At 42.7% G+C, this 22,762-nt stretch carries 25 protein-coding genes; 16 read left to right on the top strand and 9 right to left on the bottom strand.

The features are described 5' to 3' along the window. Window positions 1-18: 18 nt before the first annotated feature. The 4 genes from ACIQXU_RS14090 to ACIQXU_RS14075 are packed head-to-tail and all read right to left on the bottom strand — an operon-like array spanning window position 19 to window position 5,032. Window positions 19-1,161: a YheC/YheD family endospore coat-associated protein gene (locus ACIQXU_RS14090; RefSeq protein WP_402990196.1), complete on the bottom strand. Its 1,143-nt coding sequence runs from the start codon at window positions 1,159-1,161 to the stop codon at window positions 19-21. A gap of 50 nt (window positions 1,162-1,211) precedes the next feature. Beyond that, window positions 1,212-2,579 (bottom strand): YheC/YheD family endospore coat-associated protein, encoded by a 1,368-nt coding sequence (locus tag ACIQXU_RS14085; protein ID WP_402867677.1) that lies wholly within the window; start codon window positions 2,577-2,579, stop codon window positions 1,212-1,214. A 3-nt stretch (window positions 2,580-2,582) separates the two neighbouring features. Continuing rightward, complete coding sequence (locus tag ACIQXU_RS14080; RefSeq protein WP_402990193.1) at window positions 2,583-3,653, bottom strand: YheC/YheD family endospore coat-associated protein; 1,071 nt, start codon at window positions 3,651-3,653, stop codon at window positions 2,583-2,585. 29 nt (window positions 3,654-3,682) lie between these two features. After that, the gene (locus tag ACIQXU_RS14075; RefSeq protein ID WP_402990190.1) at window positions 3,683-5,032 is read right to left on the bottom strand and encodes a YheC/YheD family endospore coat-associated protein; all 1,350 of its coding nucleotides are present in this window, start codon (window positions 5,030-5,032) and stop codon (window positions 3,683-3,685) included. A gap of 138 nt (window positions 5,033-5,170) precedes the next feature. On the opposite strand from ACIQXU_RS14075, the gene ACIQXU_RS14070 reads away from it, so the two are divergent. The 4 genes from ACIQXU_RS14070 (at window position 5,171) to ACIQXU_RS14055 (ending at window position 8,105) form a co-directional block, all read left to right on the top strand. Continuing rightward, window positions 5,171-6,310: a DUF445 domain-containing protein gene (locus tag ACIQXU_RS14070; protein WP_402867680.1), complete on the top strand. Its 1,140-nt coding sequence runs from the start codon at window positions 5,171-5,173 to the stop codon at window positions 6,308-6,310. A gap of 75 nt (window positions 6,311-6,385) precedes the next feature. Next, window positions 6,386-6,739: a YlbF/YmcA family competence regulator gene (locus tag ACIQXU_RS14065; protein ID WP_402867681.1), complete on the top strand. Its 354-nt coding sequence runs from the start codon at window positions 6,386-6,388 to the stop codon at window positions 6,737-6,739. Between the two features lie 130 nt (window positions 6,740-6,869). Next, window positions 6,870-7,736 (top strand): Cof-type HAD-IIB family hydrolase, encoded by an 867-nt coding sequence (locus ACIQXU_RS14060; protein ID WP_402867682.1) that lies wholly within the window; start codon window positions 6,870-6,872, stop codon window positions 7,734-7,736. Between the two features lie 120 nt (window positions 7,737-7,856). Continuing rightward, window positions 7,857-8,105: a transcriptional regulator SplA domain-containing protein gene (locus ACIQXU_RS14055; RefSeq protein WP_402867683.1), complete on the top strand. Its 249-nt coding sequence runs from the start codon at window positions 7,857-7,859 to the stop codon at window positions 8,103-8,105. 47 nt (window positions 8,106-8,152) lie between these two features. Here the strand turns inward: ACIQXU_RS14055 and ACIQXU_RS14050 are convergent, their stop codons facing one another. From ACIQXU_RS14050 to ACIQXU_RS14040, 3 genes are all read right to left on the bottom strand, one after another. Then, complete coding sequence (locus ACIQXU_RS14050; RefSeq protein WP_402867684.1) at window positions 8,153-8,611, bottom strand: DinB family protein; 459 nt, start codon at window positions 8,609-8,611, stop codon at window positions 8,153-8,155. Window positions 8,612-8,877: 266 nt separating this feature from the next. Next, window positions 8,878-10,782 carry an asparagine synthase (glutamine-hydrolyzing) gene (asnB, locus tag ACIQXU_RS14045; protein WP_402990187.1) on the bottom strand — a complete coding sequence of 635 codons (1,905 nt, stop codon included), beginning with the start codon at window positions 10,780-10,782 and terminating at the stop codon, window positions 8,878-8,880. Between the two features lie 524 nt (window positions 10,783-11,306). Then, on the bottom strand, window positions 11,307-11,762 hold the full coding sequence (locus ACIQXU_RS14040; RefSeq protein WP_402990185.1) for a DinB family protein: 456 nt from the start codon (window positions 11,760-11,762) through the stop codon (window positions 11,307-11,309). A gap of 235 nt (window positions 11,763-11,997) precedes the next feature. On the opposite strand from ACIQXU_RS14040, the gene ACIQXU_RS14035 reads away from it, so the two are divergent. The 10 genes from ACIQXU_RS14035 to ACIQXU_RS13990 all read left to right on the top strand — a co-directional run bounded on the left by ACIQXU_RS14035 (window position 11,998) and on the right by ACIQXU_RS13990 (window position 18,709). Further along, entirely contained in the window at window positions 11,998-12,300 is a 303-nt protein-coding gene (locus ACIQXU_RS14035; RefSeq protein WP_402990182.1) for an urease subunit gamma, read from the top strand. A gap of 12 nt (window positions 12,301-12,312) precedes the next feature. Beyond that, complete coding sequence (locus ACIQXU_RS14030) at window positions 12,313-12,636, top strand: urease subunit beta (protein ID WP_402867688.1); 324 nt, start codon at window positions 12,313-12,315, stop codon at window positions 12,634-12,636. Continuing rightward, window positions 12,633-14,342: an urease subunit alpha gene (ureC, locus tag ACIQXU_RS14025; RefSeq protein ID WP_402990178.1), complete on the top strand. Its 1,710-nt coding sequence runs from the start codon at window positions 12,633-12,635 to the stop codon at window positions 14,340-14,342. The genes ACIQXU_RS14030 and ureC overlap by 4 nt, the downstream gene beginning before the upstream one ends. A gap of 10 nt (window positions 14,343-14,352) precedes the next feature. Beyond that, window positions 14,353-14,799: an urease accessory protein UreE gene (gene ureE / locus ACIQXU_RS14020; RefSeq protein ID WP_402990175.1), complete on the top strand. Its 447-nt coding sequence runs from the start codon at window positions 14,353-14,355 to the stop codon at window positions 14,797-14,799. Beyond that, window positions 14,792-15,478, top strand: coding sequence for an urease accessory protein UreF (locus ACIQXU_RS14015; RefSeq protein ID WP_402990172.1), 687 nt, complete (start codon window positions 14,792-14,794; stop codon window positions 15,476-15,478). Before ureE ends, ACIQXU_RS14015 begins: the two co-directional genes overlap by 8 nt. A 49-nt stretch (window positions 15,479-15,527) precedes the next feature. Further along, window positions 15,528-16,145 (top strand): urease accessory protein UreG, encoded by a 618-nt coding sequence (ureG, locus tag ACIQXU_RS14010; protein WP_402867692.1) that lies wholly within the window; start codon window positions 15,528-15,530, stop codon window positions 16,143-16,145. Next, entirely contained in the window at window positions 16,142-16,957 is an 816-nt protein-coding gene (locus ACIQXU_RS14005; RefSeq protein WP_402990169.1) for an urease accessory protein UreD, read from the top strand. The genes ureG and ACIQXU_RS14005 overlap by 4 nt, the downstream gene beginning before the upstream one ends. Window positions 16,958-16,983: 26 nt before the next feature. Then, complete coding sequence (locus ACIQXU_RS14000) at window positions 16,984-17,628, top strand: HoxN/HupN/NixA family nickel/cobalt transporter (RefSeq protein WP_402990166.1); 645 nt, start codon at window positions 16,984-16,986, stop codon at window positions 17,626-17,628. Window positions 17,629-17,775: 147 nt separating this feature from the next. After that, entirely contained in the window at window positions 17,776-18,174 is a 399-nt protein-coding gene (locus tag ACIQXU_RS13995) for a hypothetical protein (protein WP_402990165.1), read from the top strand. Between the two features lie 31 nt (window positions 18,175-18,205). Next, a complete protein-coding gene (locus ACIQXU_RS13990) occupies window positions 18,206-18,709 on the top strand; it encodes a DUF1648 domain-containing protein (protein ID WP_402990162.1) in 504 nt (167 codons plus the stop codon). Window positions 18,710-18,752: 43 nt separating this feature from the next. On the opposite strand, the gene ACIQXU_RS13985 is transcribed toward ACIQXU_RS13990, so the two are convergent. Then, the gene (locus ACIQXU_RS13985) at window positions 18,753-19,631 is read right to left on the bottom strand and encodes a dimethylarginine dimethylaminohydrolase family protein (RefSeq protein WP_402990159.1); all 879 of its coding nucleotides are present in this window, start codon (window positions 19,629-19,631) and stop codon (window positions 18,753-18,755) included. Window positions 19,632-19,808: 177 nt separating this feature from the next. Between ACIQXU_RS13985 and ACIQXU_RS13980 the strand changes: the two genes are divergently transcribed. After that, window positions 19,809-21,425, top strand: coding sequence for a long-chain fatty acid--CoA ligase (locus ACIQXU_RS13980; RefSeq protein ID WP_402990156.1), 1,617 nt, complete (start codon window positions 19,809-19,811; stop codon window positions 21,423-21,425). A gap of 65 nt (window positions 21,426-21,490) precedes the next feature. Continuing rightward, window positions 21,491-22,282 carry an enoyl-CoA hydratase gene (locus ACIQXU_RS13975; protein WP_402990362.1) on the top strand — a complete coding sequence of 264 codons (792 nt, stop codon included), beginning with the start codon at window positions 21,491-21,493 and terminating at the stop codon, window positions 22,280-22,282. 93 nt (window positions 22,283-22,375) lie between these two features. On the opposite strand, the gene ACIQXU_RS13970 is transcribed toward ACIQXU_RS13975, so the two are convergent. Continuing rightward, window positions 22,376-22,564 carry a YhzD family protein gene (locus ACIQXU_RS13970; protein ID WP_402867699.1) on the bottom strand — a complete coding sequence of 63 codons (189 nt, stop codon included), beginning with the start codon at window positions 22,562-22,564 and terminating at the stop codon, window positions 22,376-22,378. Window positions 22,565-22,762 lie beyond the last annotated feature (198 nt).

Here is a 22,762-nt window from a genome sequence, read left to right as displayed (position 1 = left end):
GAAAAAGCAGGATGGAGGTTATTTTCTTATGTGATTCGGAAAAGTTAATTCAATGAACAGGTTTTTTAAATGTAGTAGGCGGCTCGCTTCAATTTCCTCTTCATCAAATTGCATGGGTTTTGAATTGACTTCATAAATGAATAGAGCACCGGATGTATCTTCCCCGATATCAATGGAGAATTCCCCAAGAAAGCCAAACTTCCTGGAGAGGATGATTCCACATCTTTGCGCAATGTTCGCCAACTTCCTGTTTAACGGCCTCGTTTGTAGCTGCTGATAGGGAAAAAGCTTTCCCCCCCTTGGTGTATGGGTTGTGATTTCCTGGGTTTGCGACATCCTCACGCCCTTGCCGGTCACTTTATAAAACCCATTTTCATAATGAACAAGAATACGGTAATCGTATCGGTGTCCATTCAGTTTCTTTGGAATGACCGCTCGTTGGGCTAGATACCCCCTCTTTTTGAGCGACGCCTTATTGGCTTCCCAAAACGCGGAGAAATCAGAATACAATTCCTGATGTTTCAGGCTATTGAATTGGAGGGTGCCATCAGGTTTTTCTAGCAGGGTGTAGATGCCCTTACCTTGGCTTCCTTTGCATGGTTTCAAATAAATATGTTTGTGGAAATGTAAGAAGTCCGCTAGTTGGGTAGGGTCGGATAGGTCTATGGTCGATGGAAGATGGCGGGCTAGAGATCCATCTTCCGTCAATGCTTCGTACATCAAGTACTTATCCAAAAAATGAGGGTTGAATAAAGTGATGCGATGTTCTTTAAAAAAGGAAAGGAGTTCTTGAAAACTTTCCGATGCTTCGAATCCCCTTTTGGGAATGCGATTATAAACGATATCGGGCAGTGGTAATTTTACCTCATTCCATGTGTTCGTTTGTGAAGAAAAGATGAAGCCTTTCATGTAGTTGGAAAGCAAGGATTCAACCGTGAATACATAGGCCAATATCCCATGATTCGATAAATATTGAGATAAATTCTGAAAAAGTGTCAAATTCCCCCCTATACCTGATTCCTTCTTTGGATCTAGAGAGGTCAAGATACCAACGACTAGCACCCGGTTTCCCGGAAATAAAGTAATCGGAAAAAGTGTCTGATCCTGGGTGTCCTGCTTAAAAGGGATTTCCTCATTCGCGGCTCCCGCATATAGCTGCATATCTTCCTCGTTATGGCTCCATCTCTCAGAGGGAACATCATAAAAAATGTTCATTTCTGTGTACCAATCGTTTGTGAAATCGTCTGTTCGGTAAGATAAATGGCATAATCAAGGCTGAGCTTCCTGGTTAAAAGTTCAAATTCCTTTAACTTTGGATGGGAAAAGATAGAACGGCCTGGTTTAGAATTAGCTTCGAACATCCATACTTGCCCTTTTTTATCCAATCCGAAATCGAAGCCGATTTCTCCTATGATGCCATCTAGGTGCTCCTCGATGCTTTCACTTAATATAAGAGCGGCTTCTGATAGCTTTTCCTCGATCCGTTTAGCTTCTTCGTCATCTCCGTATAGTTCGGCAACCGTCTTGATGACCCCGCCGCTTTTAATATGGGTCGTCACACTGCCAGCCCCGGAAACTTTTGCGGCGATGGCCGTCACTTGCCAAACCCCATTGCTGTCCTTGTTCGTATGGACCCTGAAATCCACTGGCCGCTTTGAAGAGCGGATTAACGGGATGCCTTGTTGAACGATCAGGTTCTCAAGCGGTCGATTATGAAATACATGTTTGAGGATGGATTCGAGTGTGGAGAACTTTTGTAATTTGTTTTCCTGTTCCTCATTTTTATACCGGCAATAGTAGACATTTTCATGCTTATCATACAGAATTTGATGAATGCCGAGGCCAAGGCTACCATGAATGGGTTTGATATAGACTTGGCGATAATGCGACAGAAGCGTCTCGACGACGGATAGAGATTGAAAAGGGTAGGTCTCCGGTAAAAATGGCAAAGCCCGATCATCCGCATTCAACCGTTCGTAAACATCCCATTTATTGAAGAAACCAGGATTGTACCAAGGAATCTTATATTCCTTTTGGAACTTTTGCTTCACTTCCTTTGGCCCCTCACGGTTTTCCGTCATTCGGTTGGGGAGCCGGTCATATACGACGTTGGGAAAAGGGAATTCGTTGATCTGCCAGTTTTCCTTCTCATATACATATCCTTTAATCGTTTCTTGATCCCAATTGATGACATTCTCACCGAAAACAAAGGGGATACAACCGGTTGTTTGACTGAGAGAAAGTAATTTCGAAAAAAAGCCGGAACGTTCCCCAAGCGGTTTATTGGAAATGCCTGTGAAGCCTGATGAGAAAATTCCAATGAGTGGGCCGATATGAAGGCTCTTCCCGTATATAAATAAATGAAGGGGAGTATCGATCTCGTTGAACATCAAAGAATCGGCAAGACTATTCGAGAGTACGATGGATTGCTTGATGGCTGGATTTGGCTTGACGGCTGCAGGGCAGGAATGCTGCCCAAAATAAATTAATTCGATATCCCCCAATTCCCCAAGGTCAGACGGATAAAAAAGGACGTGGCCGGGGATGTTGGCAATCTCTGCAGGGTATGTCTTTCGCATGGGTCATTCACCTGCTTTCAGAAGATGTTCGGATAAATATTGGCAATATTTGAACGGGGCTTGATAAATTTCTTTCATGGACTCTGGTTGGAGTGTTTGGATGATCTTTCTTCCGGGCTTGGAGTTAATGTCCAAAATCCAAATTTTCCCCGCCTTATCGATGCCTAAATCGATTCCAAGTTCGAATAGCCTTTGAAAAGCGCCTTCCGTCTCCACAGGGAGAGTCCGGAGGATATGCTGGATGGTTTGTTCGACGGTTACTGGGATGGAATCAGGATTCTTTTTCATGAAGGCTTCAAGCGATAAGGCTTCTCCGCCAGTCGTCAGATTGGAAGTGATATGATCTTGTTTCCCAAGACGAATGCCCCGCCCCCGTTCCAGCCACTGGTTTTTTTCGTTTTTCTGAAGCAAAATCCGTAAGTCGAATGGTTCGTTCTTCTGGTTGCTCAATTCTAAATAAGGTTGACATAGGTAACTATAGCGAGTTAATAAGTGCTGTAGCCATTTATTCAGTTGCGATTTTGATTCGAATTGGCGGTCATATTTCGTTCCTTTTTTGGTCATGGAGACGGTTGTGCCTTCCTTAGTTTTCGTCAGAAGGTAAATGCCAAGACCGCCTGATCCAAACTCGGGCTTAATGATGATTTTTTCCAGTCGTTCCATGTGCTCGATTATTTGCTCAGGTGTCGTGACCCGCTCCGTCTCTGGGAAAAAGGCTTGAAGCAGGGGATTGGTTTTCAATGTTTGGTAAACATCCCATTTGCCAGGGAGGCCAAGCCCAAGAAAATTCGAGTTTTCTTTTAACCAATTTATTTTCTCACGTATATCATTATGCTCACGGGAAATGCCATGAAAACAACGGTCATATACAAAATCAGGAAGGTCAAGTGAAGCAGGAAGCCAAACTTCTTTTTCCCCATCAAAGCGCTCGCCCTTGATTTTCTTCGAATCAACGTCCATATTTTCCGGTACGAACTTACAAACATTCATGCCAAGGGTTTTAGCCGTCTTGGCTAGCTCGGTGAAATAATGATTTTCTTGTGTATCTTTCGTGGACATTAGCCCTATTAACACGTGCCAGCAACTCCTTTTATGGATGGTCTTCACTCATTTATCGCATACATAAACTCAATAATCGACTTTACAGATGGCCGGAATGTTTCATAGGTACCTTGGAATTTTTTTGAGGGCTTCGAATTCACTTCTATGATCCAAGGATGCTTGTTACTATCAAGGGCTAAATCGATACCCAGCTCCCCAAATAATTCCAGATGGTTGTCATCAAGCGCAACTGCCGTCTTCTTAGCTAAACGGATAAGGCTTTGATATAAACGTTTGGCTTCTTGGTGATCCACGATCTCTTTTAAAAAGTCGAAACCGTTCTTCATGACACCACCTTGTGCGAGGTTGGAAACGATATTTCCCGAATCCCCGATTCGTGCAACCATGGAGGTGACCTTCCATTGATGCTGTCCGTTTTTATGAAGCAGGATGCGGAAATCCACTAATTTCTGATCGATCTCGAATAAGGAAATCCCCTTTTGAAGGATGTAAGCTTGATTCCGGCAAAACTTTTTCAAGGCCGAGAATAATTTCTCCTTCGTTTCGATAGTATGGATATTGTTTTCTGTTCCAGCATGCTCGATTACCCATCTGCCCGATGATTCGGTCAGCTTGCAGATATTCCGCCCCTGACTGCCTGTCGAGGGCTTTAGATAGCTTACTGGATGCTTATCTAAAAATGTCATGAAGGGTTCCTGTTCATTAAACATCACCGTCTCGGGTAAATGTGGAAGCAGGGTATAATCTGAGAGCAGAAGCTCATGCACATCATGCTTGGAAAGGAACCGCCCGTTGAACATGGGAATGGCAAGGGATTTCAATTCCGTTGAAAAGTTTTCGAATAGTGGTGTTCCTTCCACCTTCCGGGAGTGGATCCGATTGTAAAACACATCAGGAATGGGGAGCTCAAGGGTCTCCCACCCATTCGCCCCTGGCCAATATCCTGTAAGGATCCCGTCCGCAAGTGGCTGTGGTTTTGCCAAAAAGAAAGGAAAGCCTTTTTGATTACAATAGGCTATCATCTCCTGATAAAATGGTTCCATTTCACCGAATGTGCCGCTCTGCAAGGGCCCCTGGTTAATGAGGACGGCAAGGAAAGGCGCTATTTGCAACGTTCTCTCCTCTGCATGAAAGGAAACGGAGACCGGCCCCGAGAAGGGAGGCAGAGATAAGAATTGGTTCGTATCATGTGAGATCTTTATGGTGGATTCCGGTGAGGCGAATGTTTGGACAAGTACCGGGACAGAACGCCGTCCGGCAATGAGCGTAAGAGGTTCTCCATATTGAAGGTCCCATTCCTGAAATAGTTTTTCTTCGACAAACAACAGTGCCTTCTTTCTTGTAGCAGCTGAATTTACCGTAATAAAAACTTTTTGGTATTTCAAGGTCATAATAATTCCCCGTTTGCACTAAGTTTGATATCCTTTTATAATTAAATGATGGGCAAAAGTGGATATCACATTCTATGTTTTTCAAAGTAGAACGTGTCATATAGCCCCTATTTCAAGCAATAAAAGGAGAAAAACATCATGGATGAGTTGTGGGTAAAAATACTGTTTATGGTCGTTGTCGGTGCAGTCATAGGAGGGTTCACCAATTTATTGGCAATCCGCATGCTGTTCAGACCCTATAAGCCCATATTTATTTTTGGAAAGCAGGTGCCGTTGACACCGGGTTTAATTCCGAAGCGGCAGGATGAGTTAGCCAAGCAGTTAGGGAAATTGGTCGTCGAACATTTAATCACACCCGAGAGCATTCAAAGTAAGGTTATTAATGATGCCTCTATAAAGAATATGAAGATTTTCGTACAGTCAGAAGTGAAGAAGGCGTTGTCCACGGAAAAAAGTACGGCACAACTGTTGGACCAATTGGGGATGAAGAATTCTTCCCTGACAATGGAACAGCGTTTACAGACATTCGTCCTTGGTAAATACGAAACATGGGCAGCGGAAAACCGAGGAAAGAGTCTACAAGACATCATTCCTTTGAATATCCAGCAAAAAGCGGTGAAATCAATCCCGGACATTTCGAAATATATCGTAACGAAGGGGAAAGAATACTTCAACAGTGCCGATGGCAAGGGACGACTCGAAGAAATGCTTGATGATTTTTTCAAAGAGCGAGGAAAAATGATTAACTTGATTCAAATGTTTATCGGAAATGAAAAGTTGATCGATAAGATTCAGCCTGAGATCATTAAATTCTTTGATCAATCCCGGACGGTCGACTTATTATCGGTCATGATGGAAAAAGAGTTGAGAAACCTTGAAAAATGGGATATGGAGAAAGTGGAAGGATTAATTGGAAAAGACACGATCCGCACGCTGATTACAGAAAAAACGGGAGAATGGATTCCGGTCGCTTCCATCATGGAAAAACCGGTTCGTGAACTGACGGCTAGTTTTGCGGATACCATCGTCAACAAAGGTGTTCCGATTTTTGTTGAAAAAGCCGCGGACTATTTAATTGTCCATTTCCAGCCACTCTTCCAACGACTGCATTTGGATGATATCGTGGAGGAACAGGTATCTTCCTTTTCCGTTTCACGCTTGGAGCAAATGGTTGTCTCCATCACTAAGAAGGAATTATCGATGATCACATATCTAGGTGCCCTGCTTGGTGGAATCATCGGTCTATTCCAAGGATTTGTGACCGTTTTATTAGGATGACGTGTAATTAGTAAAGGGATTTGTTATAGTGGGAAAGGTGTAGGAATACAATGATTACCGGGAGGGGAAAATTTTATGAGTAACGTGTATGATGCAGCATATGAAATGGAAAAAGCGATTCGATCAAGCAATGAATATGCAGACTTGCAACGGTTATATGATTTAGTCAATTCAGACCCAGCTACGAAAGGGATGTTCGAAAACTTCCGTAACTTGCAGATGACATTGCAACAAAAGCAAATGATGGGGCAGGAAATTGATCCCGAAGAAGTGGCACAAGCTCAAAAAACTGTGCAACTTGTTCAACAGAACCCAACGATTTCTCAATTGATGGAAGCGGAACAACGGATGAGCATGGTCATTGCCGACCTTAACAAAATCATCATGAAGCCACTAGAAGATTTATACGGCCCAGCTGAACAGCAATAATACCAAAAAAAACTCCTTTGCCTTATGGCGAAGGAGTTTTTTTGAAAAAGAAAGACAAACTGATCCTGTTCTACTCTACAAATTTTAGTCATAAATTTGAAAGAGGATATTACAGATGGGGGAGATCTACATGGTATATCGTCTATTAGCGGTTAACATTGATGGAACATTGCTTCAGTCCAATGGCCGTTTAAATAAATCGACCAAAGAGGCCATTGAGTATGTTCACGATAAGGGTGTCCATGTTGCACTTGTAACGTCAAGAAACTACCATTCTGCAAAAAAAGTGGCCAAAGCCCTAAAAATAAATCCAATGATTGTTGCCCAACACGGAGCTTTTGTCGGTGCATCCATTGAGAAACCCATCATGGTAAAAAGAATGTCGGAAGAATTGACCGTGGAACTCGTGCAAATGCTGGAGAAGACCAATTCCCAAATAATGCTCCATCATGAAAAGTACTCCCTTGGCAATCGAGTTAATCTCCCGGAAAACTTACTCGGTAAAACGGTCATGTATACGAATGACCAAAACATTTATGCCCAAAACTATGTGGATGACATAAGCGAAGAGCTTATGGATCATCCTATGTCCCCGACAAAAGTTGATATCATATTTACTGAGCAGAAAGATCAAGTGGAAATGCACAAACTGGTAAAAGACATGTTTCCGGAAGTTGAAGTGACTACAAATCCTGGGCACAGGCTGACAATCGTCCCGAGAGGTGTTTCAAAATGGAGTGGCGTTTTGTATTTAGCGGATCATTTAGGCGTGAAGCGGACCGAAATCGTATCGATTGGGGACGGACTGGATGATATAGAGATGATCGCGGGATCAGGTTTGGGTGTTGCCATGGGAAATGCGGACCCTGAAGTCAAAAAAGCTGCCAAATGGGTCACCCGCTCGAACGATGATGACGGGATTGCCTATATGTTGAAAGAGTTCTTCCGCAAGCAGCACCCGATTGGATTCTTACAGAAGATGAATATGCTCAAGTGAAAGATGCTGCTCCCTTCCATTGAAGGGTTCTTTTTTTTGTTGATCAGGTTTATCTTTCCAATAAATAATTTCGTTCATTATCCATAAACTAAGTAAATCCCTAAGGAAAGGAAGAATGTAATGGACGTTATTAATGCAAAAGAAGTACAAGTTGGCGATGAGGTGTTTGTCATTTATAATAATCCGCACGTTCCCTCAGTTTCAAACGTAAGGGCTGCAGAAATTGTGCAGCATCCGAAAGATCCTAATGCAGTCGCTTTATTCCTGAACGATACCTTTCATACGATTGAAGATGATGATGCATTATTTTCATCAGAAGCGGCTGCGGAACAAGCCTATAGTAATTTCATTAATGATCAATTGACATGAGAAAAGTAAGAAGCCCCCGCTTAGGATAGCGGGGGCTTCTGTTTATGTCATTTTGCAGCGTGAATCACGCGTAGCATCGCATGAATTTGGCCCATATGGTAAGTTTCATGGAAGAGGGCAAGGTTCACCATTTCCCCATATGTTTCGAACCCTTTGAATGGTTCTTCGAGTTTTTCGGCCAAACGCTCTTCAGGAATGGCAAGAAGACGATCAAGCTGTTCTTTAAATTGCTCAATTAATACTTCAACAGAAGGGACTTCATCCGTCCAATCAGCAGGACTGGTTCCTTGAGCAAAGAATTCAGCGTAATTGGCGGGCAAGTTACCTGCTGTAGGATGGTCAAGCAAGAACTTTTCCGTTACAAATAATGTATGGCCAAGATGCCAGTGAATATTATTATTAAATCCTTCGGGTTGAATATCTGTCAGTTCAGGGGTAATCCGGTCGATGACCCTCTCGAAGAACTTACCTCTAATTAGGGAAAAACGTTTTTGTAATGGGTTCATGTTAGTAGCTCCTTCTAGTTGTCGCAATAAAAACGTCCACCGCCAACGACAATGGTACGCTTGTCAGCTTGTAATGAGATTTCAGTCTTTCTAATGATAATCTATTTATGAATTAAATCAAGTGATGCATTAGCGTGCTTTTCTTATTTCTGATAAAAGGTGGGGCGCCGCGTTTTGTTATCGTGCATCAATATAAATGAAAATATCCCTATCAAGGCTCGGACGAAGCCTTGATAGGGATAGGTTGAATAGCTATGAATGAACGATTAAGTAAGTACAACTTGTTTTTTGTTTTCTTGTTTCTCACCTAAATCGTTAAAATCATAAGCATATTCTATATAAATTTGATGCCAAATCATAAATACAATGATGGTCCATAACTTCCTGCTATTATCCTTTTTGCCAGCGACATGTTCCTGCATCAAGTCAAAAATCGCTTTTTTATTTAAAAGATAATCTGTGGGGCTAGTACGAATCAAATTGTTTGCCCAATCATACATTTCATCCTTTAACCAATGGCGGATAGGCACAGGGAAGCCTAATTTCTTCCGATTTAATACATGGTCAGGGACGATCCCCTCGGCTGCTTTACGAAGTATATATTTAGTCGTATTGTTTTTGATCTTTTGCTCTGAATGAATCTTTGTCGCGACATTAAACACTTCTTTATCCAAGAAAGGAACGCGTAGTTCAAGAGAGTGAGCCATCGTCATTTTGTCGGCCTTCAACAGAATGTCTCCTTGCAGCCAAGTAAGAATATCTAAATGCTGCATTTTCGTAACGGCATCATATGATCTGGATTGATTGTAAATGGGATCAGTCACGGTCGTATAGCCCAAGTTTGGTTTATATTCCGAAAGCAATGATTTCTTTTCACGTTCTTCAAATATTTTTGCATTACCGATGTACCTCTCTTGCAAAGGGGTGACACCACGTTCAATGAAGTTTTTCCCCTTCACTCCATCCGGTAAAATCCTACTCATCACTTTTAACAGGTGTTTGATCGGATTCGGGATATGGTTGAACATTTTCAATGATTGAGGTTCCCTATAGATATTATAACCACCGAAAAGCTCGTCCGCCCCTTCACCGGATAATACCACTTTTACATGTTTTCTGGCTTCACGAGCCACGAAATATAAAGGGACGGCCGCTGGGTCTGCCAGTGGGTCATCCATGTGCCAAATGATTTTAGGGAGTTCAGCAAGATATTCCTCAGGCGAAATGATATAGCTGATATTCTCTAGATTAAGGGCGTGGGCTGTTTCTTTCGCCACGTCGACTTCACTGAATCCATCCCGTTCAAAACCGACAGAGAACGTTTTTAGTTTGGGGTTGACCTCCTTGGCAAGGGAAACGATGATCGAAGAATCAATGCCTCCGGATAGGAACGATCCCACCGGTACATCACTTCGCATATGCACATTCACCGAATCTATTAAAACATCACGAATTTCCTTGGAAAGTTGTGTTTCGGATAGGTCCATCGGTTTGAAAGTCGGTGCCCAATATCGGCTGATATTCATCTTGCCACCTGGCTTTTTCGTGAAGCAATGGCCTGGCGCTAGTTTTTTAATTTGGCTTGTCATCGTATCGGGTTCAGGTACATATTGAAAGCTAAGATAGTGCTGTAAGGAGTCGGAATCTATCTTTCCTTCCATCGCTAGAAGAATACTCTTCTTTTCTGAAGCAAAATAAGTTAATTCTTCTTGTTCTGAGTAAAAGAAGGGCTTGATGCCAAACTGATCTCTGGCACCGAATATCGATTGCTCCACTTTATCCCAGATGACAAAAGCAAACATGCCTCTTAATTTGCTCACCATACGTTCCTTTTGGTCACTGAACAGGGCAATGATGACTTCTGTGTCCGATTCGGTAGTAAATTCATAACCTTTTTGGATTAGTTCTTCGCGTAATTCTATATAGTTATAGATTTCACCATTGAAGATGATCCAATACCGATCATTTTCATAAGAAAGGGGCTGGTGTCCACTTTCGATTCCTATGATACTGAGTCGTCTGAAACCAAAATTGACATACGCATCATTATAATAACCTTCATCATCCGGACCTCTATGTGTAATAAGCGTATTCATTTTATTTATTTGATCTTTCATGTCTATATTCATTTGATTGGGTTTTTGATGCATACAACCAACAAATCCACACATTTTGGGGGTCACCTACCTACTTAATAGTATTAATCTCTGATTCTCGTTTTTTTTTAGGAATGATCCATGACTGACAGTAGTTCATCTACATTACATTCGAGGGAAGAGGAGATTGAAGAAAATTGAAAATCCATACATTTTTATCCTGATATTAAATATTATTACAAACAATCTCATCATTATAATGGAAGAAATTACATTTTTCAACCGTTTCACCATTTTTTATACATCACATGCTGAATAAATTTTGTTTTGGTGTCTAGATTTGGATTCTTTTGTCTGGAATATGAAGGAAACGTAACGAGGAGTAAGTTTCCTACATGACGCGTGCTTGTGGTTTCTATAATAGAAAGGGTTAAAATAGAACGGCTTCTTATCGTAAAAATCGACATGGGCATGGGGAAAATAATTGTGAATGGGATGGTCGGAGGGACTCGATCCATCGATTGGCTTTGATGACCATAACATAAAAAAGCCAGGCACCCGGATTTTCTGGAAAATCGGTGTGCCTGGCTTTTGAGTTATCAGTTAGAAGCTTGAACGAGAAGCTTCATCGCATGAATTTGTCCGATATGATTCGTTTCGTGTAAGACGACAAAGCTAATGAAGTCCTCCACTGTTTCCATCCCCTTGAATGGATTTTCCACTTTATCAGCATATTTTTCTTCTGGAATCGCAAGAAGGCGATCGAGTTGCTCCTCTAACTGTAGCTTCAGTGTATCAGTGGATGGGACATCCTCTGGCCAGTCAGCTGGCTTTGAACCATATCCGAATAGTTGTCCATAGTTGTCAGGTAGGTTACTGCCATTTGGAGGGTCCAATAAGAATTTTTCCGCTGCACTCAATACATGACCAAGGTGCCAATGGATCGTATTGTTGAATCCTGAAGGCTGGACATCCATAAACTCTGGCGATAATCCCTTGATTTCACTTAGTAAACTGCTCCGGGTGACTTTTAACTGGTTTTTTATGTAATTCAATTTATATTCCTCCACATCTTGTTAGAAAATTTCTTCTAAATAAAAGTATAACAAGGTTATGGATATTCACCAAGTTTGAGTGAAAGGGTTTTTACGTTTTTCATTTTTCTTCTTGAAATTGTCAGAAAATTATTTATAATGAGAATATGTTATAAAATCTTACATTTCTGTGTTATATATGTGGGTTGACTCGTTTGTAAATCAGTTCTTTTAGAATGATAGAAGGAGAGAAGTCATGCGTTTAACGGCAAGGGAACAGGAGAAATTAATGGTCGTGGTTGCAGCGGATTTAGCTAGAAGAAGAAAAGAGAGAGGAGTGAAATTGAATTATCCGGAGTCCATTGCCTTGATCACGTATGAAATCATGGAAGGGGCACGGGATGGACGCTCTGTTGCGGAGCTTATGCAATTTGGCCGGATGATTCTATCCAGTGAGGATGTAATGGGGGGGATCCCGGAGATGATCCACGATATTCAAGTGGAAGCGACGTTTCCGGATGGAACAAAGCTTGTGACGGTCCATAATCCAATTCAGTAAGGAGGCTGGGGCATGATACCAGGTGAATATATCTTGAAAAGAGATTCGATTGTGTGCAATGAAGGGAAGCTTGCGACAGGCATTTCTGTCATCAATCGGGGAGATCGACCGATTCAGATTGGCTCCCATTTTCATTTTTATGAAGTGAACAACGGGTTGGAATTTACTCGTGAAGAAGCCTATGGGAAACGGTTGAACATTCCTGCGGGAACGGCGGTCCGCTTTGAACCAGGCGATGAAAAGGAAGTGGAGCTGATTCCTTTTGGCGGCAAAAGGGAAGTGTACGGATTAAGCAATCGAACGAACGGACCGCTTGATGTGGAGGGTGAAGGATGAGTCATGAAATGTCACGGAGGCAATATGCCGACATGTTCGGTCCGACGACCGGGGATTTAGTCAGACTGGCAGATACAGAGCTTTTCATAGAAATAGAAAAAGATTTCACTAGATATGGAGATGAAGTGAAGTTCGGCGGGGGGAAGGTCATACGTGATGGGATGGGACAGCATCCAACAGCTGAAAGGGAAGGGGTCATGGACCTTGTCTTCACGAATGCAATCATCGTCGATTATACGGGCATCTATAAAGCGGATATCGGGGTGAAGGATGGGCAGATTGCGGCAATCGGTAAAGCAGGAAATCCCCTATTGATGGATGGGGTGACCATGACGATTGGTGCGGCGACTGAAATCATCGCTGCCGAAGGAAAGATCGTGACCGCGGGAGGCATTGACGCACATATTCATTTCATTGCACCCCAGCAAATAGAGACGGCATTATCGAGTGGGATCACGACGATGATTGGCGGAGGAACAGGACCGGCAACCGGAACGAATGCCACGACGTGTACACCCGGAGCCTGGAATATCCATAAAATGCTTGAGGCGGCTGAACATTTCCCCATGAATTTCGGTTTTTTGGGAAAAGGCAATGCCTCGGCAAAAGAACCACTCATCGAGCAGGTCAAGGCAGGGGCCATCGGGCTGAAATTGCATGAAGATTGGGGGACCACGGCAGCGGCCATCGATACAAGCTTGTCCGTAGCGGATGAATATGATGTCCAGGTAGCCATCCATTCCGATACCCTTAATGAAGGCGGCTTTGTCGAGGATACGATTGAAGCCATCAAGGGCCGTGTGATTCATACCTATCATACCGAGGGAGCGGGTGGCGGACATGCACCGGACATTATTAAGGCCGCGAGTTATCCGAATATTTTGCCTTCTTCCACGAACCCGACGCGCCCGTATACCATCAATACGCTGGAAGAGCATTTAGACATGTTGATGGTATGCCATCATTTGGATCCCTCCGTACCGGAGGATATCGCCTTTGCCGATTCCCGGATAAGGAAGGAAACGATAGCTGCTGAAGACATTCTCCATGATTTAGGCGTCTTCAGCATGATCAGCTCGGATTCTCAGGCAATGGGCCGGGTGGGAGAAGTCATCCTGCGGACATGGCAGACGGCGGATAAAATGAAAAAACAACGGGGAAAGATGATGGAGGAGAAAGGAGATGGCGATAATTTCCGTGTGAAGCGATATGTCGCCAAGTATACGATTAATCCAGCCATCACCCATGGAATCTCCGATGTTGTCGGATCATTGGAAGAAGGGAAATTTGCAGATTTGGTGGTGTGGGACCCGGCCTTTTTTGGAGTGAAACCGGATATGATCGTAAAAGGGGGCATGATTGCGCACAGCATCATGGGAGACCCCAATGCCTCCATTCCGACCCCACAACCGGTTTTGTATCGTCCGATGTTTGCGAGTTTTGGGCAAGCCGTTTCTGGTACATCCATCACCTTTCTATCCAAAGCTGCTTATGAAGCGGGAATTCATAAGGAAATTGGGTTGAAGAAAATTGTGAAAACCGTCTCGAATATCCGGAATCTTACAAAGAAAGACATGAAGTTAAACGGGGAAACACCCGTCATCGAAGTGGATCCACAAACATATGAAGTGACGGTCGACGGTGATTTAATTACGTGTGAGCCGGCAGAAGACCTGCCAATGGCACAGCGATACTTTTTATTCTGAGGTGAATAGCATGATTGTCGAAAAGGTGATAGGAAACGTTGAGTCCATTCAAAATAAACCGAAACATACGGAACGGGTTTTTCTAGAAAGCGATGCTTTAAGAAAAAGAATTCAACGTGTGAAAACGGATCATGGCAATGAGATTGGAATAAGGCTCAAGGAAAACAAAGATTTAATGGATGGCGACATTTTGTATATGGATGAAAAGAATATGATCGTGGTTCAGACGATCGATGATGATATCTTAACCATCGCGCCTACATCCGTCGGGCAGATGGGCAATATCGCACATCAATTGGGGAATCGCCATTTGCCGGCACAATTTGAGGGGGATGAAATGCTGGTTCAATATGATTATCTGGTTGAAGAGCTGCTTGCAGAGCAAGGCATTCCCTTTCGCCGTGAGAAAAGAAAGGTAAAGCAGGCATTCCGTCATATCGGACATTCTCATGAATGAACGGTTGTTTCCGCTCATCCAGCTTTGTGATTCGAATTTTCCGTCCGGTTCGTTTTCCCACTCCTTTGGGATGGAGACCTATATACAGGAAGAGAAGATTCATGATGCGCACTCTTTTGAAGAATTTTTAAAGGTATATATTTTGAAGTCCTTATCTTATACCGATGGCCTGGGGTGCCGTATCGCATATGCACTCATTCTGGATCAAGATGAGGAAGGGATTTGGGATTTGGATGAAAAGCTATTTGCGAGCTGTTCTGCCAAAGAATCAAGGGAAGCTTCAAGAAGGATTGGGCAGCAGATGGCAAAGCTTTGTATGACACTGTACCCATCCGATATGTTGTCAATCTATCTAATCAAAATCAAAGAAAAGAAATGTTACGGTCATCCGGCAATCGTCTTTGCACTTGTCTGTACGGAGCTTGGCATTTCCGTGGACATGGCCATCACATCTTGCCTGTATGCGGCCGTTTCTTCCCTTATTCAAAATGCAGTCAGAGGAATCCCGTTAGGACAGACCGCTGGACAATCATTGTTGTTATGGACACATGGCATCATACAATCAGCGGTGGTGGTAATTAAGGAAATGACAGAGGATGAGCTTGGGAGGACATTACCGGGTTTGGAAATCTCCCAAATGAGGCATGAGCAATTGCATGTAAGGCTATTTATGAGTTGAATAGAAAAGAGGTGACAGGTTTGCTCCTAGAAGGGACAAACCGATTATGATGAAGCAGGTTGTGAAAATTGGTGTAGGTGGCCCGGTTGGTGCCGGGAAAACGATGCTCGTCGAAAAGTTGACAAGGGCAATGGCAAATGATTTCAGCATGGCCGTCGTCACGAATGATATTTATACGAAGGAAGACGCTCTTTTTCTCATGAAAAACGGTGTGTTGCCTGAAAATCGGATCATCGGGGTGGAAACGGGAGGCTGTCCGCATACGGCGATTCGGGAAGATGCTTCGATGAACTTCGCGGCGATTGATGAATTGGAGGACCTTCATCCTGATCTTGATTTAATTTTCGTTGAAAGCGGCGGTGATAATTTAGCAGCCACATTTAGTCCGGAGCTCGTTGATTTTTCGATTTATATCATAGATGTGGCCCAAGGGGAGAAAATCCCGCGAAAAGGCGGACAGGGGATGATCAAATCGGATTTGTTCATCATTAATAAAACGGATTTGGCCCCTTACGTTGGAGCTAGTCTTGAAGTGATGGAACGAGATACATTGGCAACACGCGGAAATAAGCCCTTCTTTTTTACGAATTTAAAAGATGAAAAAGGATTAGAGGATGTGGTGAACTGGATTAAATCCGAGGCCTTTTTCATAGGGTTAGAGCAATGAATTGGACCGGTAGCATCCGCTTGACGTCAGTACTGAAAAAGGGGCGGACGATTGTGAAGGACAGTTATCATGAGGGTGCTTTCAAACTGTCCCGTCCTGTTTTTCTGGATGAAACTTCACCCACCTACTTTCTCATTCATGTCGGGGGTGGTTATGTCGGGGGTGATTGCTACCAACAGCATTTCTGTTTAGAAGAAGGGGCACATTTGACGTTGACGACCCAGTCTGCGACAAAGGTATATAAGACTACGGGAGAACCGGCAAGGCAGGAGACTGAAATGGTATTAAGGAAGGGAAGCTTCCTCACCTATGTTCAGGACCCCTTGATTGCATATGAAGGTGCACGATATATACAAGATACGAACATACATATGGATAAAGGGTCAGGGCTACTACTCACGGATATCTTCACCCCGGGATGGTCCAAGAGCGGCAAGGATTTTACATACGATTGGATTCGTTCGAAAATGAATGTGTTTTATGATCGGAAAAGGCTGATTATGGATCATGTATTATTGCAACCATCCGATCAGATGGAATCCATTTTGTTATTGGAAGGATACAGCCATTTTGGTTCATTATTGTTCATACATGATGGGCTAAGTGAGGACATGATAACGCAATTAGAAGAATCGCTATCTGATTTCGGGCAAAAGGCAAGAATCGGTTTTTCGAGATTGCCTATACGAGGACTGATGGTAAGGGTATTAGCGAATCAAACTCAGTTAATCGAGAAAATATTCGCCGTTTCCGAGAATCTTTTACGGAGCCTTGCATTGCAGAAAGATGTTGTGTTTTATCGTAAATACTAACTTATTAATAGACGGGATTGAGTGGTATGGAAATGAGTTTATTGCTAGTTTTAGGAATCGGATTTTTATTAGGCATCAAGCATGCTCTTGAACCGGATCACGTGATCGCTGTTTCGACCATTGCCAGCCGAAGCAAGAAAATCTGGAGGTCGTCGCTCGCCGGGGTGTTTTGGGGAATTGGTCATACACTGACACTCCTGGTTTTCGGTGTCGTCCTGATCCTGTTGAAAGATGAGATACCGGAAGCTTGGGCAATGTCACTCGAGTTTCTTGTGGGAATCATGTTGGTGTATCTAGGAATGACCACGATTTTTTCCTGGAAGAATGCTCATGAACATGACCATTTTGAAAGAAATACCTACCTGAAATCGATGTTCATTGGGGTCGTCCATGGACTTGCCGGAAGTGCCGCGATGGTCCTTCTTACGATGAGCACGATAGACTTTGTCTGGCAGGGAGCTTTATATATCATTGTTTTTGGGGTGGGGACCTGTTTAGGCATGCTCTTGTTTACGGCCATATTGAGCATTCCGTTTGTGACTAGCGCTTCCTCAAAAAAAATGAATCGCTCTCTCGTTCGGTTGACGGGTGTGGTCAGTACGATTTTCGGAATTTATTATATGTATAACCTTGGTGTGAATGAACAGCTATTTACGATTTGGTTTGGTTGATTCACTCAAATATTCGAGTCGGAAACTTTCAGGCAATCAGCTTGGAGGTTTTTCCTCTTTCAGCTTGAACAATCCTATTATTTTCCATGGGTGAACGAGTATAATGAATATATGGGAAAGTAGTTTGCTCTATAGGGGGTGGTGGTAATGAAGTGGAGATTAATGTTATTTGCACTATGCCTAGTATCATTAACATTTGCTTCGGGTTGTTCTGATAGGGAAGAACGTATTTCAATCCAAAAACGAATAGGAAAAGATACATATAGATTTGAAGCCTATAAAGAAAACATAAACATAAAAAAGACTGTAAAGCCAAAAGAAATTTTGGAAAATGTGACGTGGAAGGAAAATCCCATGGAGAAAGATGACCGGAAAGCAGATTTCATCTTCTACTTTAATGATCGCAACTTTGGGGATGAAATCCCTGTTTACTTTGTGTGGTTGAATTCCGGTGAACATGCGCTGGAAGTTACGAAAGACGATCAAAACAAGTATGTGCAATTAAACGAAGAAGACTCTGCTGTCATCTTGGACTTACTACAATAACCGATTCTTATAAGAAATGGGGGAGAAAAACATGAAAAGTAATCATCCGGTTTTACATTTTCCCAAGACGGGCGTTGAGAAAATGATGGATATCGTTTCACTTCTCTTCATCGTAATCAACCTGGTTTATTTAATCAGTGTATGGAACACATTACCCGCCGAAGTCCCGATTCACTTTAATGGAAAAGGAGAAGTGGATGGATGGGGAGGAAGAGCGTTGATTTGGCTCCTTCCTACCATCAGCCTTTTTTTATGGGTTGGCTTGACGTTGTTGGAGAGGGTCCCGCACCTTTTTAATTACCCAATCGAAATAACCGAAAAAAATGCTGCATTTCAATATAGAAATGCTCGAATGATGAGTTTGTTTTTGAAGGTGGAGATCATCCTCTTTTTCCTGTATACGAGTTGGGAATCGGTTCATGTGGCTATGGGGAAGGAAGAAGGCCTCGGAACATTAGCTCTGTCCATTTTCCTGATCTTGCTTTTAGGTTCCGTCGCTTTCTTTGTAACCCGGTCGGTCCGTAACGCAAAATAAACCGGGTCTGCCGTGATGAAGACCCGGTTTAAACACCCCGTTTTTAACGGAGTTCAGTGACCTTGTTTTTTGAACGTAAAAGTGGCATCGTACAGCAGCGGAAAGAGCCACCGGATTTGATGATTTCACTTATATCGACTTCAATTACTTCATATCCCCGTTCTCGAAGCTGCTTATTGACCTTTTTATTGCAAGGAAGACTGAACAATTTCTTATTTCCGATGGAAAGAACATTCGTGCCCATTGTGAATTGTTCATCTCCGTTCACTTCGATCAGATCGTAACGTGAACCTAAAAAGTCTAGTTCCTTCTTGGTAAGGGCATCAGGGAAAACGAGAGCCTCGGTCGGTGAAAGAATATTGAATATGCAGTCCAAGTGGAGATACTTTTCAACGAAAGGAACCGGTATGACCTCGTATTCGGGTAATAGGCCTTGTAGTTCCTTAATGGCCTTCTCATTGGTTCTATCGCTAATTCCTATATATACCGTTTTTCCATCAAGAATAACATCACCACCCTCAATATTCCCTTTACTTACATTGAAATAACGGATTTCATTTAATTCAAGCCACAGTTTCAATAATAGTTCTTCTCCTGAACGTATCGCATTTGCCATTTCGGCAACATAAACAGTATTACCTATGGTAAAGCCGATATCCCTTGTGAAGACCTGTTCTGGATATGTAGATTGGGGTGGTAGTTTTATGACGTCTACTCCTTCATTCCTAAGTGCCGTCACAAAATTTGCATGCTGTTTCATCGCTAGTATCCTATCTATGTTTTCCTCTTTAAATTCTTTTTGAGTTTCATTGATGACTTCGCGTATTTCCATATACCTTGGTTCACAGACGATTACCTGAGAAAGGATAGAGTATTCACTTGTACAGGAAGCATCGAGTTCCTCATTAAGATTGTTAGCCATGGATTAACTCCTCTACATATCATTTATCTATACTTTACCTCTATTTTCTATAAAAAAAACAAAATAGAAGTCGATTTATAAAATAAAATGTAAAATCCTGATCAATTGAAAAAGGATTATTTTTGATGTGGTCGAATATATAAATGGAAGCGTTTTCTATATAAGGAGGAGATTGTTATGATGGACACTCCATTGATTATGACGCAAATCATTGAGAGAGCTGAAAAGTATTTTCCGAAAAAAGAAGTGGTCTCCCGTACGGACGGCGGAGTCCATACATTTACGTATGCAGAAACTGCCCAGCGGACAAGAAGGCTCACAAGCGTCTTCGAAAAAATGGGCATCAAGACCGGTGACAAAATTGGAACACTGGCATGGAATCATCACCGACATCTGGAAGCTTACTTTGCCATCCCTTGTCATGGAGCGGTCCTCCATACAATCAATATGCGTCTATCTCCTCAGCATATTTCTTATATCGTCAATAGTGCGGAAGATCGCCTTTTACTTATAGATCCAGATGTGATTCCATTACTGGAAATGATCAAGGATGAGCTGACTACGGTTGAGGGATACATCATCATGACCGATGAAGAGGTGCTTCCTGAGACTACTTTATCACCCGTCTATCATTATGAAACATTATTGGCTGAAGGAAATCCAGCACAGCCATTCATTAAGGATTTGGATGAAAACGCTCCAGCAGGTTTGTGTTACACATCGGCCACAACAGGGAACCCAAAAGGAGTCCTTTATTCACATAGAGGGATTTTATTGCACGCGATTGCATTGGGCCTGGCTGATTCGACGGCAATAAGCGAGCGGGATGTAGCGCTTCCGGTCGTGCCGATGTTTCATGTAAATGCGTGGGGCATGCCATTTGCAAGTGTTTGGTTCGGAACGAAGATGGTCTTGCCGGGACCGAACTTCACACCGAAAATTTTGGCGGAGCTCATTGAAACCCAGAAGGTCACAATTGCGGCCGGCGTTCCGACAATCTGGCTTGGGCTGTTGAAGGAGCTTGAGACGGGAAATCATGACACAAGTAGTATGCGCACCATTTTATGCGGTGGGTCGGCTGCCCCGAAAAGCATGATCAGGACATTCGAGCAAAAATACAATATCCCATTCCTTCATGCCTATGGAATGACTGAAACAAGCCCGCTTGTATTCGTTGCGAAACCAAAGAGCTACCAGGATGACCTGCCTGAGGAAGAACTTTATGACCTGAAGGCCAAACAGGGACTTGTCGCGCCCATGATTGAAATTAAAGTCGTAGGCCAAGATGGTGAAGTGAAGCCCGATGGAAAAGAGATGGGTGAGTTACTTATAAGAGGACCTTGGATTGCCGATGAGTATTTTAAGGATGAACGATCAGAGGAAACCTTTAAAGATGGCTGGCTCTATACCGGTGATGTCGTCACAATCGATGACGAAGGGTTTGTCAAAATTGTCGATCGGACGAAGGACTTAATCAAAAGTGGAGGCGAATGGATTTCCTCGGTTGATATAGAAAACACCTTAATGGCCCATGAAGGGGTTTTCGAAGCAGCTGTCGTTGCCATGCCGCACGAAAAATGGCAGGAACGGCCAGTCGCCTGTGTCGTTTTAAAAGACGGGTACAAAGACCAAGTGACGCAGGAAGACATCCTTGAATTTTTAAAACCACAGTTTGCGAAATGGTGGCTACCGGATGAAATCATTTTTATGGATGAAATCCCAAAAACGGGTGTAGGAAAGTTCTTGAAAAGGGCGCTTCGTGAACAGCTTAAGGATACATACCTGCAAAGTTGAACGCTAAGAGAACCATGGATAGGAAAAAAATGAAGGAATGAAAAAGAGGAGGAAAATTAGTGAATATTGAATCGACTTCATCTACAGGTACTGTTTTAGTTACATGCACGGAGAGAACGGCGACGGTCACTTTGAATCGCCCGGAGTCCATGAATGCAATAAATCCAGCCATGCTAAACGACTTTATTTATGCCCTTAAGGAAGTGGACGAGAATGAAGATATTGACGTCGTCATTTTAAAAGGGAATGGAAAGGCATTCTCTTCAGGTGGAGATATCAAGATGATGCTTGGATCCGATGAGGAAAATGGTTTTGATAGCCTCATGGATGGAATAAGTGAATTGGTTACAACCTTATATTTCATGCCTAAATTGACCATCAGTGAGATCCACGGTGCAGTGGCAGGTCTTGGCTTAAGCATTGCCCTTGCAACGGATTACCTCATTGCGGACTCACAAAGCAAGGTGGCCATGAACTTTATTGGTATCGGACTGATCCCAGATGGCGGAGGACACTTCTTCCTTGAACGCCGTCTTGGTGAAGTGGGGGCGAAGGAATTGATTTGGGAAGGAAAAGTCCTTACCGCCCATGAGGCAAAAGAAAAAGGCCTCATTCATGAAGTGGTGGAAGGGTCCTTGGAACAGGCGGTCGAGAAAAAAGTGCAGATCTGGCTGAAAAGTCCGGTACAGGCGATGATTAAAACGAAAAAGATCCTCAGTGAAAAAAATCGTCCCTTGTTAATAAAAATGCTTGAAATTGAAAAAGCGGCCCAAATGAAAATGCGTCAAACAGAAGATCATAAAGAGGGAATCCGTGCTTTTGTCGAGAAAAGGAAACCCGTTTTTATCGGGAAATGAAATCAGAGAGACCGTCAGGATGACGGTCTCTCTATTTTTATCCCATTCTTAGATTATCCAAAATATAAAAAAGCGCTTCCATTCTTCAACCGTTTAACGATGAAAGAGTAATAGTGCCCCTGCAGGTGATGTGCAGCGGTGCGTTTGATCTTGATAATTTTTTTCATTCAGGATTTTTTGACCGATTTCTTTTGCCTGTTGATCAGTTTCAGCGGTGAATGCTTCGTCTAAAAGCTTTTCCCCTGTCGGTTCAAAAACGGTTAATTTATATACTTTACTCATGTTAAAACTCCCCTTTTCTCATCAATGACCGTTCAATCATTTTTCTGTATAGCATATAACCTGTTAATGAAAATTTTATCATTTTATGTCATTTTTGACTATTATTATATAAGGACGTGGAATCTTTCCCGAGAAGGCAAGTAAATGTACCAATTTATGTGAATATCTTGGGTAACTAAATTAATCCTATAGAATATG

The sequence above is a fragment of the Peribacillus sp. NPDC097284 genome, from assembly GCF_044761765.1.
Lineage (GTDB): Bacteria > Bacillota > Bacilli > Bacillales > DSM-1321 > Peribacillus.
Note: the sequence above shows the minus strand (reverse complement) of the source record. Positions and strands in the feature narration are given on the sequence as shown.

Bases quoted from the DNA above. Each gene is read 5' to 3' on its own strand.
- ACIQXU_RS14090 (WP_402990196.1), bottom strand. From the start codon at position 1,161: ATGCAGCTATATGCGGGAGCCGCGAATGAGGAAATCCCTTTTAAGCAG.
- ACIQXU_RS14085 (WP_402867677.1), bottom strand. From the start codon at position 2,579: ATGCGAAAGACATACCCTGCAGAGATTGCCAACATCCCCGGCCACGTC.
- ACIQXU_RS14075 (WP_402990190.1), bottom strand. From the start codon at position 5,032: ATGACCTTGAAATACCAAAAAGTTTTTATTACGGTAAATTCAGCTGCT.
- ACIQXU_RS14070 (WP_402867680.1), top strand. From the start codon at position 5,171: ATGGATGAGTTGTGGGTAAAAATACTGTTTATGGTCGTTGTCGGTGCA.
- ACIQXU_RS14065 (WP_402867681.1), top strand. From the start codon at position 6,386: ATGAGTAACGTGTATGATGCAGCATATGAAATGGAAAAAGCGATTCGA.
- ACIQXU_RS14060 (WP_402867682.1), top strand. From the start codon at position 6,870: ATGGTATATCGTCTATTAGCGGTTAACATTGATGGAACATTGCTTCAG.
- ACIQXU_RS14055 (WP_402867683.1), top strand. From the start codon at position 7,857: ATGGACGTTATTAATGCAAAAGAAGTACAAGTTGGCGATGAGGTGTTT.
- ACIQXU_RS14050 (WP_402867684.1), bottom strand. From the start codon at position 8,611: ATGAACCCATTACAAAAACGTTTTTCCCTAATTAGAGGTAAGTTCTTC.
- asnB (WP_402990187.1), bottom strand. From the start codon at position 10,782: ATGTGTGGATTTGTTGGTTGTATGCATCAAAAACCCAATCAAATGAAT.
- ACIQXU_RS14035 (WP_402990182.1), top strand. From the start codon at position 11,998: ATGCGTTTAACGGCAAGGGAACAGGAGAAATTAATGGTCGTGGTTGCA.
- ACIQXU_RS14030 (WP_402867688.1), top strand. From the start codon at position 12,313: ATGATACCAGGTGAATATATCTTGAAAAGAGATTCGATTGTGTGCAAT.
- ureC (WP_402990178.1), top strand. From the start codon at position 12,633: ATGAGTCATGAAATGTCACGGAGGCAATATGCCGACATGTTCGGTCCG.
- ureE (WP_402990175.1), top strand. From the start codon at position 14,353: ATGATTGTCGAAAAGGTGATAGGAAACGTTGAGTCCATTCAAAATAAA.
- ACIQXU_RS14015 (WP_402990172.1), top strand. From the start codon at position 14,792: ATGAATGAACGGTTGTTTCCGCTCATCCAGCTTTGTGATTCGAATTTT.
- ureG (WP_402867692.1), top strand. From the start codon at position 15,528: ATGAAGCAGGTTGTGAAAATTGGTGTAGGTGGCCCGGTTGGTGCCGGG.
- ACIQXU_RS14005 (WP_402990169.1), top strand. From the start codon at position 16,142: ATGAATTGGACCGGTAGCATCCGCTTGACGTCAGTACTGAAAAAGGGG.
- ACIQXU_RS14000 (WP_402990166.1), top strand. From the start codon at position 16,984: ATGGAAATGAGTTTATTGCTAGTTTTAGGAATCGGATTTTTATTAGGC.
- ACIQXU_RS13995 (WP_402990165.1), top strand. From the start codon at position 17,776: ATGAAGTGGAGATTAATGTTATTTGCACTATGCCTAGTATCATTAACA.
- ACIQXU_RS13990 (WP_402990162.1), top strand. From the start codon at position 18,206: ATGAAAAGTAATCATCCGGTTTTACATTTTCCCAAGACGGGCGTTGAG.
- ACIQXU_RS13985 (WP_402990159.1), bottom strand. From the start codon at position 19,631: ATGGCTAACAATCTTAATGAGGAACTCGATGCTTCCTGTACAAGTGAA.
- ACIQXU_RS13980 (WP_402990156.1), top strand. From the start codon at position 19,809: ATGATGGACACTCCATTGATTATGACGCAAATCATTGAGAGAGCTGAA.
- ACIQXU_RS13970 (WP_402867699.1), bottom strand. From the start codon at position 22,564: ATGAGTAAAGTATATAAATTAACCGTTTTTGAACCGACAGGGGAAAAG.